The following is a 14363-nucleotide window of genomic DNA, read 5'->3' on the forward strand; positions in this document are numbered from 1 at the left end:
TCGCAACGCCATCGCGGGGCAAGCCCGCTCCCACGAACCGCCGGTCACACGCTCCACATAGAGCTGCTGCAAAAAAGCCGACCCTGGGGTCGGCTTTTTCGCAGCAGCTCAGGCCATCAACCGGCCCGACGCAACATCCACATACCCGCCAGCGCACAGATCCCGGCCGGGATCAGTACCGCCAGCAGCGGCGGGAAGCCGAACACCTGGCTCGACGGGCCAAGCAGGTCTCCAGCAATGCGGAACACGAAGCCCACCAGCACACCGGTGAACACGCGCTGGCCGAGGGTGACCGAACGCAGCGGCCCGAAGATGAAGGAGATCGCCATCAGCACCAGCGCCGCCGTCACCGCCGGTTGCAGCACCTTGGTCCAGAAGGCCAGCCAGTAGCGGGCATTGTTCAGGCCCTGGTCGGAGAGGTAGTGGATGTAGTCCCACAGGCCGGTGATCGACAGCGACTCCGGCGCCAGCACCACGGTGTTGAGCAGCTCGGGAGTGACCGAAACATCCCACTGTTCCTGGGCGTTCTTCACCACTTCGGTGTGATCGCCGCGGAAATAGGTGGTGCTCACATCGCTCAGCATCCAGCGGTTGTCGCTGTACTGGGCCCGGCGCGCAAAACTCGAGGTGAGGATCTTGCGCTGGTCATCGAAACGGTAACGGGTGACACCCAGCAGCAGGCCGTTGGGCTGCACCGAGTTGATGTGCACGAACTCCTCGCCCTGGCGATGCCACATGCCGCGCTTGGAGCTTTGCGCCTCGCCGCCACCCTGGGCCAGCGAGCGGTCGGCCTGGGCCTTGTTCTCGGTGACGGGGGCTACGTATTCGCCAATCAGCACGCCCACCAGCATCAGCACCAGCATGGGCTTCATCACCGCCCAGACGATGCGGCCGATGGACACGCCGGCGGCACGCATGATGGTCAGCTCACTGCTGCTGGCCAAGCTGCCCAGGCCGATCAGGCAGCCGATCAGCGCCGCCATCGGCAACATGTCGTAGAGCCGGCGTGGCGCGGTCAGCAGCACGAAGCTGCTGGCGTCCATCACCGTGTAGGTGTCGCTGAGGTCGCTCATCTCATCGATGAAGGCGAACAGCGAGGCCAGGCCGAGGATGATGCCCAGCACGGCGAGAATGGCCAGCAGCACGCTCTGGCCAATGTAGCGGTCCAGTTTAGCCACGGGCCACCTCCGCACGGCGCGCGGCGCGTTTGAGGCGTAGCGGCTCCCAGTACATCAGTGCCAGGCCGATAAGCAGGAACAGGCCATGGACCCACCAGATACCCAGCGAAATGGGCAACTTGCCCTTCTCCAGGGCGCCACGTACGGAAATCAGCATCGTCAGATAGGCCATGTACAGAAGAATCGCCGGCAGCAGCTTGAGGAAGCGGCCCTGGCGTGGGTTGACGCGTGACAGCGGTACCGCCAGCAGGGTCACGACGAACACCAGCAGCGGCAGCGACAGGCGCCATTGCAGCTCGGCGCGATGGGGGATGCCTTCGTGGCCGAACAGGACCGAAGTGGGGATGGCTTCACGCTCGGTCACGTCCTCGGCAACTTCCGGCTTGGGCAGCAGCACGCCGTAGGTGTCGTACTTGATCGCGCGGTAGTTGGCCTGGCCGGGGTTGCCGTCATAGCGGTAGCCGTTCTCCAGCACCAGGTAGCGGTTGCCGTCGGCCTGCACTTCCTGGTGGCCCTTCTCGGCAACCAGCACCGAAGGCGCGCGGTCCTTGGTCTTGTCCTGGTTGAAGCGCTTCTCGGAGATGAACACCCCGGCCAGATTGATACGGTCGTCGGACAGCTGCTCGGTGTAGGTCACCCGGGTGCCGTCACGCAGGGTCTGGAAACGGCCCGGCACCAGGGTGTCGAACTCGGTCAGCGCGTCCTGCTGGGCAATGATCTTCTGCACCTGGGCCACGCCAAGCGGCGCCAGGCTCAGGCTCAGCCAGGCCACCAGCAGGGCGACCAGCGCCGCCGGCGCCATGGTCATCGCCAGCAGGCGTTGCTGGCTCATGCCAGTGGCCGAAAGCACGGTCATCTCGCTTTCGAGATAGAGCCGGCCATAGGCGAGCAGGATGCCGAGGAACAGGCCCAGGGGCAGGATCAGCTGCAGGAAACCCGGCAGGCGGTAGCCCATGATCAGGAACAGCACGCTCGGGTCGAGCACGCCCTGGGCGGCCTGGGCCAGGTACTTGATGAAGCGCCCGCTCATGATGATCACCAACAGCACGGCGCTGACGGCGCTCAAGGTCAGCAAGACCTCGCGGGACAGATAACGAAAGACGATCAAACCAGACACTCCTGGGTTGTCAGGGGCGGACAGCCATACGAAGGATTCGCAACAGCCAGGACCAATGCCGGTTCGCCAAGGCGAACCTCCATGTAAAGTGCGCGCATTATCCTGTGATTGACGGCGCCTGTCACTTGGCCGCGCATGACAGAGCACATCGGGGTTGTCATGAAGGTTGCGCCAGGCTCAAACTGGCAGCTTTTCCGCTGGCCGCCGAAGGCCGCCAGCCCCGTATTCCGAGCGCCTGCGAAAGACAGCGCCCACTCACAGACCATTCGGGGATCCAGACATGGAACTGGTTGTAAAAAGCGTAGCCGCCGCATCCATCAAGACCGCCACCCTGGTGGTGCCGGTCGGTGAAGGGCGCAAGCTCGGCAACATCGCCAAGGCCGTCGACCAGGCCACCGACGGCGCCATCAGCGCACTGCTCAAGCGCGGCGACCTGGCCGGCAAGCCGGGCCAGACCCTGCTGCTGCACAGCCTGCCTGGCCTCAAGGCCGAGCGCGTGCTGCTGGTGGGCAGCGGCAAGGACGAGTCTCTGGGTGACCGTGCCTGGCGCAAGCTGGTCGCCAGTGTCGCCGGCGTGCTCAAAGGCCTCGGCGGTACCGATGCGGTACTGGCCCTGGACGATATCGCCGTGACCGCCCGTGACGGACACTACGGCAAATACCGCCTGCTGGCCGAAACCCTGCTGGACGGCACCTACGTGTTCGACCGTTTCAAGAGCCAGAAGGCCGAGCCGCGCGCCCTGAAGAAAGTCACCCTGCTGGCCGACAAGGCCGGCCAGGGCGAAGTGGAGCGCGCCGTCAAGCACGCTACCGCCATCGCCAACGGCATGACCTTCACCCGCGACCTGGGCAACCTGCCGCCGAACATCTGCCACCCAAGCTTCCTCGCCGAACAGGCCAAGGAGCTGGGCAAGGCCAACAAGGGCCTGAAGGTCGAAGTGCTGGACGAGAAGAAGATCAAGGACCTGGGCATGGGCGCGTTCTACGCCGTGGGCCAGGGCAGCGATCAACCACCGCGCCTGATCGTGATGAACTACCAGGGCGGCAAGAAAGCCGACAAACCTTACGTACTGGTCGGCAAGGGCATCACCTTCGACACCGGCGGCATCAGCCTCAAGCCAGGTGCCGGCATGGACGAGATGAAGTACGACATGTGCGGCGCCGCCAGCGTGTTCGGCACGCTCAAGGCCGTGCTGGAGCTGCAGCTGCCGATCAACCTGGTGTGCCTGCTGGCCTGCGCCGAGAACATGCCAAGCGGCGGCGCCACCCGCCCGGGCGACATCGTGACCACCATGAGCGGCCAGACCGTCGAGATCCTCAACACCGACGCCGAAGGCCGCCTGGTGCTGTGCGACGTGCTGACCTACGCCGAGCGCTTCAAGCCGCAGGCGGTGGTCGACCTGGCAACGCTCACCGGCGCCTGCATCGTCGCCCTGGGCAGCCACACCTCGGGCCTGATGGGCAACAACGACGAGCTGATCGGCCAACTGCTGGACGCCGGCAAGCGCGCCGACGACCGCGCCTGGCAGCTGCCGCTGTTCGACGAGTACCAGGAGCAACTGGACAGCCCGTTCGCCGACATCGCCAACATCGGCGGCCCCAAGGCCGGCACCATCACCGCTGGCTGCTTCCTGTCGCGCTTCGCCAAGGCCTACCACTGGGCACACCTGGACATCGCCGGTACCGCCTGGATCAGCGGCGGCAAGGACAAGGGCGCCTCGGGCCGCCCGGTGCCACTGCTGACCCAGTACCTGCTCGACCGCGCCGGCGCCTGATGGCGTACGGCCAGTGGCGCTTGAAGGCGCCACTGGCCGGCGAAACCAACCATGAGCAAAGTCGACTTCTATATCCTGCCCACCGACTCGCTGTCGGCACGGCTGGATTTTGCCTGCAAGCTGTGCGAGAAGGCCTGGCGCCTCGGCCACCGGGTCTACCTGCACTGCCAGGACGAAGCGCAACGCAACGAACTGGACCTGCGCCTGTGGCAGTTCAAGGGCGAGGCATTCGTGCCCCACGACCACGCCGAACTGCACCAGGACGCCCACGTAGCGCTGGGCATCGGCAGCGATGCAGGCGAGCACCGTGACCTGATGATCAACCTGGGCGGCGATGTGCCCGGGTTCGTCAAACAGTTCGAGCGCGTCGCCGAAATCGTCGTCGAAGCACCGGCGATCCGCCAGGCCGCCCGAGAACGATTCCGTTTCTACCGCGAACAGGGCTATGCTCTGCAAGACCACCGCTTACAGCGACTCTGACGACGATGGACAAGCAGCTGAACTCCCTCACCCATTCCGCCCACCTGCTCGACGATCTCGAATCGATTCGCGAGCTGCTGGGTGACGCCAACCTGCAACCGCCGCTGCTGACCGAGACGGTCGAGCAGATTCCACTGTTGCTCGAGGAGCCCGCCGGCGCACCGCCGGTCGCTCAGGTAACAGCCGCCCCGGCCATAGAAGAGGATGCCCAGACCCGCCGCCAGGACACCCTGCTGCACCTGGACGCCGAGCTGCGTGCCGCCGCGGCGCAGATCATGCAGGACGTGATCAACGACTTCACCCCGCACATCGAGACCGAGATCAAGCGCCGGCTGGATGCGCGGCTGGAACGCCTGCTCAAGCGTTCCGAGTAAACCATCGCGGGGCAAGCCCGCTCCCACGATGTGGCGTGGGAGCGGGCTTGCCCCGCGATGGTCGCTACACCTGTCTTGAAGCGCGCACCTTGGTTATACTTCCCGGCTTTCCTGAACAAATGCCATAGGGTCCCGCCGCGCATGGACAAGACCTACCAGCCGCACGCCATCGAAACTTCCTGGTACAACACCTGGGAGTCCGAGAACTATTTCGCCCCACAAGGTGCAGGCGAGTCCTACACCATCATGATCCCGCCGCCGAACGTCACCGGCAGCCTGCACATGGGTCATGGCTTCAACAACGCGATCATGGACGCCCTGATCCGCTTCCGCCGCATGCAGGGCCGCGACACCCTGTGGCAGCCAGGCACCGACCACGCCGGTATCGCCACCCAGATGCTCGTTGAGCGCCAGCTGGAAGCCAAAGGCCAGAACCGCCACGACCTGGGCCGCGACAAGTTCCTGGAGAAGGTCTGGGAGTGGAAGGATCAGTCCGGTGGCAACATCAGCCGCCAGATCCGCCGCCTGGGCTCGTCGGTGGACTGGAGCCGCGAGCGCTTCACCATGGACGACGGCCTGTCGGACGCGGTCAAGGAAGCCTTCGTGCGCCTGCATGAAGACGGCCTGATCTACCGCGGCAAGCGCCTGGTCAACTGGGACACCAAGCTGCACACGGCGATCTCCGACCTCGAAGTGGAAAACCACGACGAGAAAGGCCACCTGTGGAACCTGCGCTACCCGCTGGCCGACGGCGCCAAGACCGCCGAAGGCAAGGACTACCTGGTGGTCGCCACCACCCGTCCGGAAACCCTGCTGGGCGACGCCGCCGTGGCCGTCAACCCGAATGACGAGCGCTACCAGGCGCTGATCGGCAAGTTCGTCAAGCTGCCGCTGGTCGGCCGCCTGATCCCGATCATCGCCGACGACTACTGCGACCCCGAGTTCGGCACCGGCTGCGTGAAGATCACCCCGGCCCACGACTTCAACGACTATGAAGTCGGCAAGCGCCACAACCTGCCGCTGCTGAACATCTTCGACAAGAACGCGATGGTGCTGGCCAGTGCCCAGGCGTTCAACCTCGACGGCAGCGTCAACGAGCAGATCGATACCAGCCTGCCCGCGCAGTACGCCACCCTCGACCGCTTCGTCGCGCGCAAACAGATCGTGGCCGACCTAGACGCCCAGGGCCTGCTGGTCAGCATCGACGATCACGCCCTGAAAGTGCCGAAGGGCGACCGCTCCGGCACCGTCATCGAGCCGTGGCTGACCGACCAGTGGTACGTCTCCACCAAGCCGCTGGCCGAGCCGGCCATCGCTGCCGTGGAAGACGGCCGTATCCAGTTCGTGCCGAAACAGTACGAGAACATGTACTTCTCCTGGATGCGTGACATCCAGGACTGGTGCATCAGCCGCCAGCTGTGGTGGGGCCACCGCATTCCGGCCTGGTACGACGAGGCCGGCCAGGTCTATGTCGGCCGCGACGAGGCCGAAGTGCGCGCCAAGCACAACCTGGGCAGCGATGTGAAACTGCGCCAGGACGACGACGTGCTCGACACCTGGTTCAGCTCGGGCCTGTGGACCTTCTCCACCCTGGGCTGGCCGGAACAGACCGAGTTCCTCAAGAAGTTCCACTCCACCGACGTGCTGGTCACCGGCTTCGACATCATTTTCTTCTGGGTCGCCCGGATGATCATGCTGACCATGCACCTGATCAAGAACGACGACGGCACCCCGCAGGTCCCGTTCAAGACCGTGTACGTGCACGGCCTGGTGCGTGATGGCCAGGGCCAGAAGATGTCCAAGTCCAAGGGCAACGTGCTGGACCCGCTGGACATCGTCGACGGCATCACCCTCGACGCCCTGCTGGAAAAACGCACCAGCGGCATGATGCAGCCCAAGCTGGCCGAGAAGATCGCCAAGCAGACCAAGGCCGAGTTCCCCGAAGGTATCGCCAGCTACGGCACCGACGCCCTGCGCTTCACCTTCTGCTCGCTGGCTTCCACCGGCCGTGACATCAAGTTCGACATGGGCCGTGTCGAAGGCTACCGCAACTTCTGCAACAAGATCTGGAACGCCGCCCGCTACGTGCTGGACAAGGGCGAGGACTGCGGCCAGAACGGCGAGGCCTACGAGCTGTCGCTGGCCGACCGCTGGATCATCTCGCAGCTGCAGCGCACCGAAGCCGAAGTGACCCGCCAGCTCGAGCAGTTCCGCTTCGACCTGGCCAGCCAGGCGCTGTACGAGTTCATCTGGAACCAGTACTGCGACTGGTACCTGGAGCTGTCCAAGCCGGTGCTGTGGGACGAGAACGCCCCGGTCGAGCGCGCCCGTGGCACCCGTCGCACCCTGGTGCGCGTGCTGGAAGTGGCGCTGCGCCTGGCCCACCCGTTCATGCCGTTCATCACCGAAGAAATCTGGCAGCGCATCGCGCCGCTGGCCGGCATCGACGGCAAGACCATCATGCTGCAGCCGTGGCCTGAAGCGAACGAGAGCCGCATCGACGCCGCCGCCGAAGGCGACATCGAATGGCTCAAGGAGCTGATGGTCGGCCTGCGCAACATCCGCGCCGAGATGAACATCGGCCCGGGCAAGCCGCTGCCGCTGTTCCTGAAGAACGCCAACGCCGACGACCAGCGCCGTCTGCAGGAGAACGAAGCCCTGCTGAAGAAACTGGCCAAGGTCGAGTCGTTCACCGTGCTGGGCGAACAGGACGAAGCACCGCTGTCGGCCACCGCGCTGGTGGGTGACCTGCAAGTGCTGGTACCGATGGCCGGCCTGATCGACAAGGACGCCGAACTGGCACGCCTGAACAAGGAAATCCAGCGCCTGCAGGGCGAAGTCCAGCGCGTGGGCGGCAAGCTGTCCAACGCAGCCTTCGTCGACAAGGCCCCGCCTGCCGTGATCGAGAAAGAGCGCGCCAAGCTGGCCGAGTCGGAGCAGGCCCTGGCCAACTTCACCGAGCAGCATGCGCGGATCGCTGCGCTGTAACATTCAGTGAAGCCTTCGGGGCTGCCTTGCAGCCCATCGCCGGGCTCCCACAGGATGCGCTGTACCTGTGGGAGCCGGCTTGCCGGCGATGCTTTTCAGGACACCACGATGACCCAGAAACCCACCCTGCACCCCCGCAACCGCCACCAGGGCCGCTACGACTTCCCGGCACTGATCAAGGCCCACCCGGACCTCGCCCGCTTCACCATCACCAACCCCTACGGCAAACCCAGCATCGACTTCGCCAACCCCGAAGCCGTGCGTGTGTTCAACCGTGCGCTGCTCAAGGCCCAGTACGGCATCCAGCACTGGGACATCCCGGCCGATTACCTGTGCCCGCCGATCCCGGGTCGCGCCGACTACATCCATGTGGCCGCCGACCTGCTGGCCGCGGACAACGCCGGCGAGGTGCCACGCGGCGCCCAGGTGCGCGTCCTGGACATCGGCGTGGGTGCCAACTGCATCTACCCGCTGCTCGGCCATAGCGACTACCGCTGGCGCTTCACCGGCTCCGACATCGACCCGATCGCCCTGGCCTCGGCCAAGGCCATCGTCCAGGCCAACCAGCTGGACAAGGCCATCGGCCTGCGTCTGCAAGCCGAGCGCAAGCACATCCTCAGCGGCCTGTTGCAGGAAGGCGAGCGCTTCGACCTGACCCTGTGCAACCCGCCCTTCCATGCCTCGCGCGAAGAAGCCACCCGCGGCAGCCAGCGCAAATGGAAGAACCTCGGCAAGCAGGACCCCAAGCGCAAGCTGCCGGTGCTGAACTTTGGCGGGCAGAACAACGAACTGTGGTGCGAAGGCGGCGAGATCCGTTTCGTCAGCCAACTGATCGGTGAAAGCGTGCAGTACGCAGCACAAGTGCTGTGGTTCACCAGCCTGGTGTCCAAGGCCAGCAACCTGCCGGGCATCGAGGCGGCGCTGAAGAAGGCCGGCGTGAAGGCCGTGCATATCGTCGAGATGGGCCAGGGGCAGAAGCAGAGCCGCATGGTCGCCTGGAGCTTCCATGACGACGACGCGCGCAAGGGCTGGCTGGCCAAGCGTTGATCCTGCTGTGGGAGCCGGCTTGTCGGCGATTCAGGCGACACGGTGGATGGCACCGGCATTGCCGGTGATCGCCGGCAAGCCGGCTCCCACAAGGCGAAATCACAGGCGTAAAAAAACCGCGCCCGGGCAAGCCGGGCGCGGTTTCGTCAACGCAGCAACAATTACTTGTTGATGGCGTCGTTCAGGGACTTGGCCGGAACGAACTTGACGACTTTCTTGGCAGCGATTTCGATGGCAGCGCCAGTCGAAGGGTTGCGGCCGGTACGGGCAGGACGCTCGGAGACTTTCAGCTTGCCGATGCCTGGCAGGGTGATTTCGGCGCCGTTTTCCAGTTGGTCGGCGACGATCTGGCCCAGTTGCTCCAGGGCGTTGCGCGCGGTGGTTTTTGGCGCGTCGATGGCTTCAGCGATATCGGCAATCAGTTGGTCTTTGGTCAGTGCCATGGTGGTGTTCCTTCCCTATCAAATCAGAGGTTGTGCAGCGTGCTTGGTCGGTGGTCGGGCCAGCCCGGGACAATCCAGAGGCCGCGTCGATCGCGTATGTAGATGCGCAAATCGGCGTTTGGTTCGACACCCCGCCAGCACGCTGCCAGCAATGCGCCACTCAAGGGGCGCAAGACCGCGCAAAGCTACCACAGGAATCGATAAATATCCGCTGTCGACACTGATTTTGTGCAGGTTTTTCGGGGGTTTAAGGAAAAAACGCACAAAAATGAACAAAAAACGAACAACCGCCATTTCTGCCAACATCTGGCCACTGCATCGCCCCCACCCTGAGGTAAACTGAGCGACTTTTGCAGCGCGGCCTCGCCCCCGCTTACATCACAGAGAATTCCATGCCAATCCGTCATTGCATCGTTCACCTGATCGACAAGAAGCCCGATGGCAGCCCCGCTGTACTGCATGCCCGCGACAGCGAACTGGCGGCCTCCGATGCCATCGAAAACCTGCTGGCCGACCTCAACGACAGCTACAACGCCAAGCAAGGCAAAGCCTGGGGCCTGTTCCATGGCGAGTCCGGCGCCTACCCGTTCAGCGGCTGGCTCAAGCAGTACCTGGAACAGGAAAAGGACTTCACCAGCTTCAGCCGCGTCGCCGTCGAGCACCTGCAGAAGCTGATGGAAGAATCCAACCTGTCCACCGGCGGCCACGTCTTGTTCGCCCACTATCAGCAGGGCATGACCGAGTACCTGGCGATCGCCCTGCTGCACCACAGCGAGGGCGTGGCGGTGAACGCCGAGCTCGACGTGACGCCGTCGCGCCACCTTGACCTTGGCCAGCTGCACCTGGCAGCGCGGGTCAACCTGTCCGAGTGGAAGAACAACCAGAACTCCAAGCAGTACATCTCGTTCATCAAGGGCAAGAACGGCAAGAAAGTCTCGGATTACTTCCGTGATTTCATCGGCTGCCAGGAAGGCGTGGACGGCCCGGGCGAAACCCGTACCCTGCTCAAGGCCTTCAGCGACTTCGTCGAAAAGGAAGACCTGCCGGAAGAGTCCGCCCGGGAAAAGACCCAGACCCTGGTCGACTACGCCACCTCGCAGACCAAGATGGGCGAGCCGATGGGCCTCGAAGAGCTGTCCAGCCTGATCGACGAGGACCGCCCGCAAGCCTTCTTCGATCACATCCGTAACAGTGACTACGGCCTGTCGCCGGAAATCCCCGCCGATAAACGCACGCTCAATCAGTTCCGCCGTTTCACCGGGCGGGCCGAAGGGCTGTCGATCAGCTTCGAATCACACTTGCTGGGCTCAAAGATCGAGTACGACGAAGAAGCGGGGACGCTGGTGATCAAGGGGTTGCCGACGCAGTTGGTCGATCAGTTGAAACGCCGCAAGGACTGAGGCGAGCAGCCTAGCGCTGTGGGAGCGGCGGTTCGCCGCTGCGATTTACCCCGCGGAGCCGGCAACACCGTGGATGGCACCGGCTTTGCCGGTGTTCGCGGGTAAACCCGCTCCCACAAATCAGAGCGTCGTGGCTTCGCAATAGGAGGCAACCAGGGCCTCCTTGGCCTTCTTGCGCAGCTTCTTGACCAGACGCTCCTGGCGCAGTGCTTCGCCTTTGTCCGGCCACTGCTCCACGTATACCAGCGCCTGCGCCGGACTGGTCTTGAAGTAGCGTGCGCCCTGCCCTTTCTGGTGCTTGATGAACCGCCGCTGCGGATCATCGCTGATACCGCAGTACAGCGAACCATTGGCGGCCCGCACCAGGTAGACGTACCAGGGTTTGCACTCGACGGTGGAAGGTGTCTCGCTCACGGCTCGATTCGATACAGCTGAAGATGGCCGCCAGCTTACCCGCTCAGCGCGCCTGCTGGAACGCCCGCAGCCCTTTGAAGGCCTGCTGGCGAACCTTGTTCTGCAACATCGGCGACCAGCCCAGCACTACCCCCGGCATGCCCAACGCCTGACGCGACCAGCGCCACAGGTCAAAGCTGTCATCGTGCTGGCAAATCAGCCCGTCGCGGATCACGAAGCGCGCCTGGATATCGTTGACCACCACCCGCCCGGTCTGACTGAACAGGTAGGTCGCCACCCAGTGGGCGCCGCCACCGAGCTCATCACTGCGTACGTTGTCGAAGGTCAGGGTGAAGTCCTTGGCGCGGCGGGTGAGCATGCGCCACATATCGCCGGCGTCCTGGCCGCGCAGGGTGCCGAACACCGGGTCGCTGAAGGCGATGTCGTCGCTGTAGCAGGCCACCATGGCCTCGGCATCCAGGCGCTGGAAGGCCTGGTAGAAACGGGTGATCAGGGCGCTGTTGGCATCGCTCATGGGGTGGTCCTGCGAAGATACGGAACCCGCACGATACTGCCTGGCCAGCAGCAGTACCATGCCCATTCGCGCCGTGAATGATGATCGCGGGCGGCGTGGCCTACACCCGCTCGCTGCTGACCTGAACATGCAGGGCGCGTCCGGCGCCCAAGCCGAACGCGATAGCCCCCACCCCCAACACGGCGAAGATCCAGCCCAGCGCATCCCAGCCTCCGGTCAGGTCATGCACCAGGCCGACGGCGAAGGGCCCGGTGGACGCCAGGGTGTACCCCACCCCTTGGGCCATGCTCGACAGGTTGGCCGCCACGTGCGCATCCTTCGAACGCAACACGATCAGGGTCAAGGCCAGGGCAAAGGTGCCGCCCTGCCCCAGCCCCAACAGCACCGCCCAGCCCCACAACCCGTCGATGGGCGCGTAGAGGCAGCCGAACAGGCCGGCCAGGGTCACCAGCATCACCACCACGATGGCCAGCCGCTGGTCCTTGCCACGGGTCGCCAGCCACGGCGCGCTCAGTGAGCTGATCAGTTGCACCAGCACCGACCCCGACAGCACCAGGCCTGCCTCGGTCGGGCTCAGGCCCCGGCCCACCAGGATCGAGGGCAGCCAGCCGAAGACGATATAGGCCAGCGACGACTGCAAGCCCATGTACAGCGTCACCTGCCAGGCCAGTGGATCACGCCACAGCCCGCGCACCCGATACGCCACCTTGTGCAGGCCATGGCCCTGGCGGGCCTGGGGCAGCCATACCAGCATCGCCAGCAGCGCCGGCAGCATCCAGAAACCCAGGCCCAGCGCCCAGCTGTCATCGAAGTGCTGGCTCAGCGGCACGGTTGCGCCGGCGGCCATCGCCGCCCCGAGGCACAAGGCCATGGTGTAGACCCCGGTCAGGGTGCCGGCATGTTGGGGGAAGTCGCGCTTGACGATACCCGGCAGCAGCACACCGATGATGCCGATGCTCGCCCCCGCCATCAGGCTGCCGAGGAACACCCCCGTCACGCCCATTGCGCTGCGCACCAGGATGCCCAGGGCCAGGGTGAGGAGAATGCCGAGGATCACCCGCTCACTGCCAAAGCGCCGCGCCAGGACTGGCGCCAGCGGTGCGAACAGCCCCAGGCAGAGCACCGGCAAGGTGGTCAGCAAGCCCGCCTGCGAGGCGTTGAGGCCCAGGCTTTGCGAGACCTGGCCCAGTGCCGGCGCCATGCTCGACAGGGCCGGGCGCAGGTTCAATGCCACCAGCACCAGGCCCAGCAACAGCAGCCAGGGCCGGCGCAGTAGCACAGGTTGTTGCTGCACTTGCTCGTCGTCAGCCTCGGCGTCGATCAGCAGTTCATCGAGCTCCGCTTCGCGGGGCGTTGTGTCGCGGGTCATAGGTTCGGCCATGGCCGTCTCCCGTTCAGGATTCGATAAGGGTTCGGCTCAGGCGTTTGGCCAGTTTCGGGTCGCGTTGTTCGACGGCGTCGAGAATCTGCTCATGCAGGTCGAACACCACCTGGCAACGGGGGACGGTGATCATGTTGTGCTGCAGGGCGGCGGCCGCTACGCCGGAGAAGTAGCGGTAGAGTTCGCTGAGCGCGGGGTTGTGGGCGGCATCCACCAGGCGCTGGTGGAAATTGATGTCGCATTCGACGTAGGCGTCCAGGTCACCCTGGAAGTGCGCCGCACTGTGCTGCAAGGCTTCGCGCAGGTCGCGCAGGTCTTGTTCGGTTCGGCGCAGTGCCGCCAGGCCGATGGCTTCGGCTTCGAGGATATGGCGGGTTTCGCGGGCGTGTTCGACGGTGCAACGGGCCATGGCCTGCACGGCTTGGAGGGGGTCCTGGGCGGTGCGCAGGTAGCTGCCGTCGCCCTGGCGGATCTCGACCAGGCCGCTGAAGGCCAGGACGCGCATGGCTTCGCGCACGGTGTTGCGGCTGATGCCGAGGTCGCTGGCGAGTTCGGGTTCGGTGGGTAGGCGTTGGCCGATCGACCAGGTGCCTTGGGCGATGCGGTCGCGGAGTTGGTCGACGGCTTGCTCGACCAGGGAGCGTTTGATCAGGAGGGTCACCTGGGTACGTCCAGTCATCGGATGAATTTTTGGGCAGTGGGACGATAGCGGGTTGGATGGGGGGGTGGCAAGGTTCGGGTTCGGGTTCGGGTCCGGGTCCGGGTCCGGGTCCGGGGATCAGAGTGCTAGTTTTGATAGATGTATGCGCATTCATTTGCGATGGCGACGCTTAGTCACCTTTCCGCCCTTACGGCGGGTTACTTTGGTCTTGGCCAAAGTAACCAAAGCCGCCCGCTCCATCATACGGCCCCTGCGCTGCGCTCCGGGGTCCCCTCGCTCCGGTGCCTTCCGGGCCCGCGCGGCCTCCGACTTGCTACGCAAGTCTACATCTCGCGCCTTCGGCTGCGCCGAAGGGTGCTGCGCACCTGGGCCCTCCAGTCACCTCCACTCGGCCTCCTGAAGTCGCAACTTGTGTTGCCTGGACTATCGCGCGCTTAGAAGCAAAATCAAGAGCAGATCAAGAGCAGCAATGCGTATATCTGAGCCTGGCTGTTGTTTATGTATTGTTTATTCGGGCCCTATCGCCGGCAAGCCGGCTCCCACAGGTACAGCGCAAGTCTGTGAGTTTCGCACTAACCTGTGGGAGCTGGCT

At 64.6% G+C, this 14363-nt stretch carries 13 protein-coding genes; 6 read left to right on the plus strand and 7 right to left on the minus strand.

The genetic code is table 11. The features are described 5' to 3' along the window. Positions 1-116: 116 nt before the first annotated feature. Both lptG and lptF read right to left on the minus strand, forming a co-directional pair. Positions 117-1178, minus strand: a complete 1062-nt coding sequence (gene lptG / locus RTH46_RS21235; protein WP_316906542.1) for an LPS export ABC transporter permease LptG — start codon at positions 1176-1178, stop codon at positions 117-119. Beyond that, entirely contained in the window at positions 1171-2286 is a 1116-nt protein-coding gene (lptF, locus tag RTH46_RS21240; protein ID WP_316906543.1) for an LPS export ABC transporter permease LptF, read from the minus strand. The genes lptG and lptF overlap by 8 nt, the downstream gene beginning before the upstream one ends. Positions 2287-2575: 289 nt before the next feature. Between lptF and RTH46_RS21245 the strand changes: the two genes are divergently transcribed. The 5 genes from RTH46_RS21245 (at position 2576) to rlmF (ending at position 8958) form a co-directional block, all read left to right on the plus strand. After that, the gene (locus RTH46_RS21245; RefSeq protein WP_279848944.1) at positions 2576-4069 is read left to right on the plus strand and encodes a leucyl aminopeptidase; all 1494 of its coding nucleotides are present in this window, start codon (positions 2576-2578) and stop codon (positions 4067-4069) included. A 51-nt stretch (positions 4070-4120) separates the two neighbouring features. Beyond that, positions 4121-4549 carry a DNA polymerase III subunit chi gene (locus tag RTH46_RS21250; protein ID WP_316906544.1) on the plus strand — a complete coding sequence of 143 codons (429 nt, stop codon included), beginning with the start codon at positions 4121-4123 and terminating at the stop codon, positions 4547-4549. Between the two features lie 5 nt (positions 4550-4554). Then, the gene (locus RTH46_RS21255; RefSeq protein ID WP_316906545.1) at positions 4555-4923 is read left to right on the plus strand and encodes a DNA polymerase III subunit chi; all 369 of its coding nucleotides are present in this window, start codon (positions 4555-4557) and stop codon (positions 4921-4923) included. A gap of 141 nt (positions 4924-5064) precedes the next feature. Continuing rightward, complete coding sequence (locus RTH46_RS21260) at positions 5065-7911, plus strand: valine--tRNA ligase (RefSeq protein WP_316906546.1); 2847 nt, start codon at positions 5065-5067, stop codon at positions 7909-7911. 108 nt (positions 7912-8019) lie between these two features. After that, positions 8020-8958: a 23S rRNA (adenine(1618)-N(6))-methyltransferase RlmF gene (rlmF, locus tag RTH46_RS21265; RefSeq protein WP_316906547.1), complete on the plus strand. Its 939-nt coding sequence runs from the start codon at positions 8020-8022 to the stop codon at positions 8956-8958. Positions 8959-9119: 161 nt separating this feature from the next. On the opposite strand, the gene RTH46_RS21270 is transcribed toward rlmF, so the two are convergent. Continuing rightward, positions 9120-9401 (minus strand): HU family DNA-binding protein, encoded by a 282-nt coding sequence (locus tag RTH46_RS21270; RefSeq protein WP_110993227.1) that lies wholly within the window; start codon positions 9399-9401, stop codon positions 9120-9122. Positions 9402-9793: 392 nt separating this feature from the next. On the opposite strand from RTH46_RS21270, the gene yejK reads away from it, so the two are divergent. Next, positions 9794-10801, plus strand: a complete 1008-nt coding sequence (gene yejK, locus RTH46_RS21275; RefSeq protein ID WP_125465327.1) for a nucleoid-associated protein YejK — start codon at positions 9794-9796, stop codon at positions 10799-10801. A 120-nt stretch (positions 10802-10921) separates the two neighbouring features. Here yejK and RTH46_RS21280 read toward each other — a convergent pair whose 3' ends face one another. The 4 genes from RTH46_RS21280 to RTH46_RS21295 all read right to left on the minus strand — a co-directional run bounded on the left by RTH46_RS21280 (position 10922) and on the right by RTH46_RS21295 (position 13789). Further along, the gene (locus tag RTH46_RS21280) at positions 10922-11215 is read right to left on the minus strand and encodes a GIY-YIG nuclease family protein (protein WP_316906548.1); all 294 of its coding nucleotides are present in this window, start codon (positions 11213-11215) and stop codon (positions 10922-10924) included. Between the two features lie 43 nt (positions 11216-11258). After that, a complete protein-coding gene (locus RTH46_RS21285; RefSeq protein WP_153789128.1) occupies positions 11259-11729 on the minus strand; it encodes a nuclear transport factor 2 family protein in 471 nt (156 codons plus the stop codon). Between the two features lie 100 nt (positions 11730-11829). Beyond that, entirely contained in the window at positions 11830-13110 is a 1281-nt protein-coding gene (locus RTH46_RS21290; RefSeq protein ID WP_316906549.1) for a CynX/NimT family MFS transporter, read from the minus strand. A gap of 13 nt (positions 13111-13123) precedes the next feature. Further along, entirely contained in the window at positions 13124-13789 is a 666-nt protein-coding gene (locus tag RTH46_RS21295) for a FadR/GntR family transcriptional regulator (RefSeq protein WP_316906550.1), read from the minus strand. Positions 13790-14363: the final 574 nt, after the last annotated feature.

Source organism: Pseudomonas sp. zfem004 (assembly GCF_032621715.1).
GTDB lineage: Bacteria > Pseudomonadota > Gammaproteobacteria > Pseudomonadales > Pseudomonadaceae > Aquipseudomonas > Aquipseudomonas sichuanensis.

Coding starts and splice junctions, on each gene's coding strand:
- RTH46_RS21285 (WP_153789128.1), bottom strand. CDS start 11,729: ATGAGCGATGCCAACAGCGCCCTGATCACCCGTTTCTACCAGGCCTTC.
- rlmF (WP_316906547.1), top strand. CDS start 8,020: ATGACCCAGAAACCCACCCTGCACCCCCGCAACCGCCACCAGGGCCGC.
- RTH46_RS21245 (WP_279848944.1), top strand. CDS start 2,576: ATGGAACTGGTTGTAAAAAGCGTAGCCGCCGCATCCATCAAGACCGCC.
- RTH46_RS21250 (WP_316906544.1), top strand. CDS start 4,121: ATGAGCAAAGTCGACTTCTATATCCTGCCCACCGACTCGCTGTCGGCA.
- RTH46_RS21295 (WP_316906550.1), bottom strand. CDS start 13,789: ATGACTGGACGTACCCAGGTGACCCTCCTGATCAAACGCTCCCTGGTC.
- yejK (WP_125465327.1), top strand. CDS start 9,794: ATGCCAATCCGTCATTGCATCGTTCACCTGATCGACAAGAAGCCCGAT.
- RTH46_RS21255 (WP_316906545.1), top strand. CDS start 4,555: ATGGACAAGCAGCTGAACTCCCTCACCCATTCCGCCCACCTGCTCGAC.
- RTH46_RS21260 (WP_316906546.1), top strand. CDS start 5,065: ATGGACAAGACCTACCAGCCGCACGCCATCGAAACTTCCTGGTACAAC.
- RTH46_RS21270 (WP_110993227.1), bottom strand. CDS start 9,401: ATGGCACTGACCAAAGACCAACTGATTGCCGATATCGCTGAAGCCATC.
- RTH46_RS21290 (WP_316906549.1), bottom strand. CDS start 13,110: ATGGCCGAACCTATGACCCGCGACACAACGCCCCGCGAAGCGGAGCTC.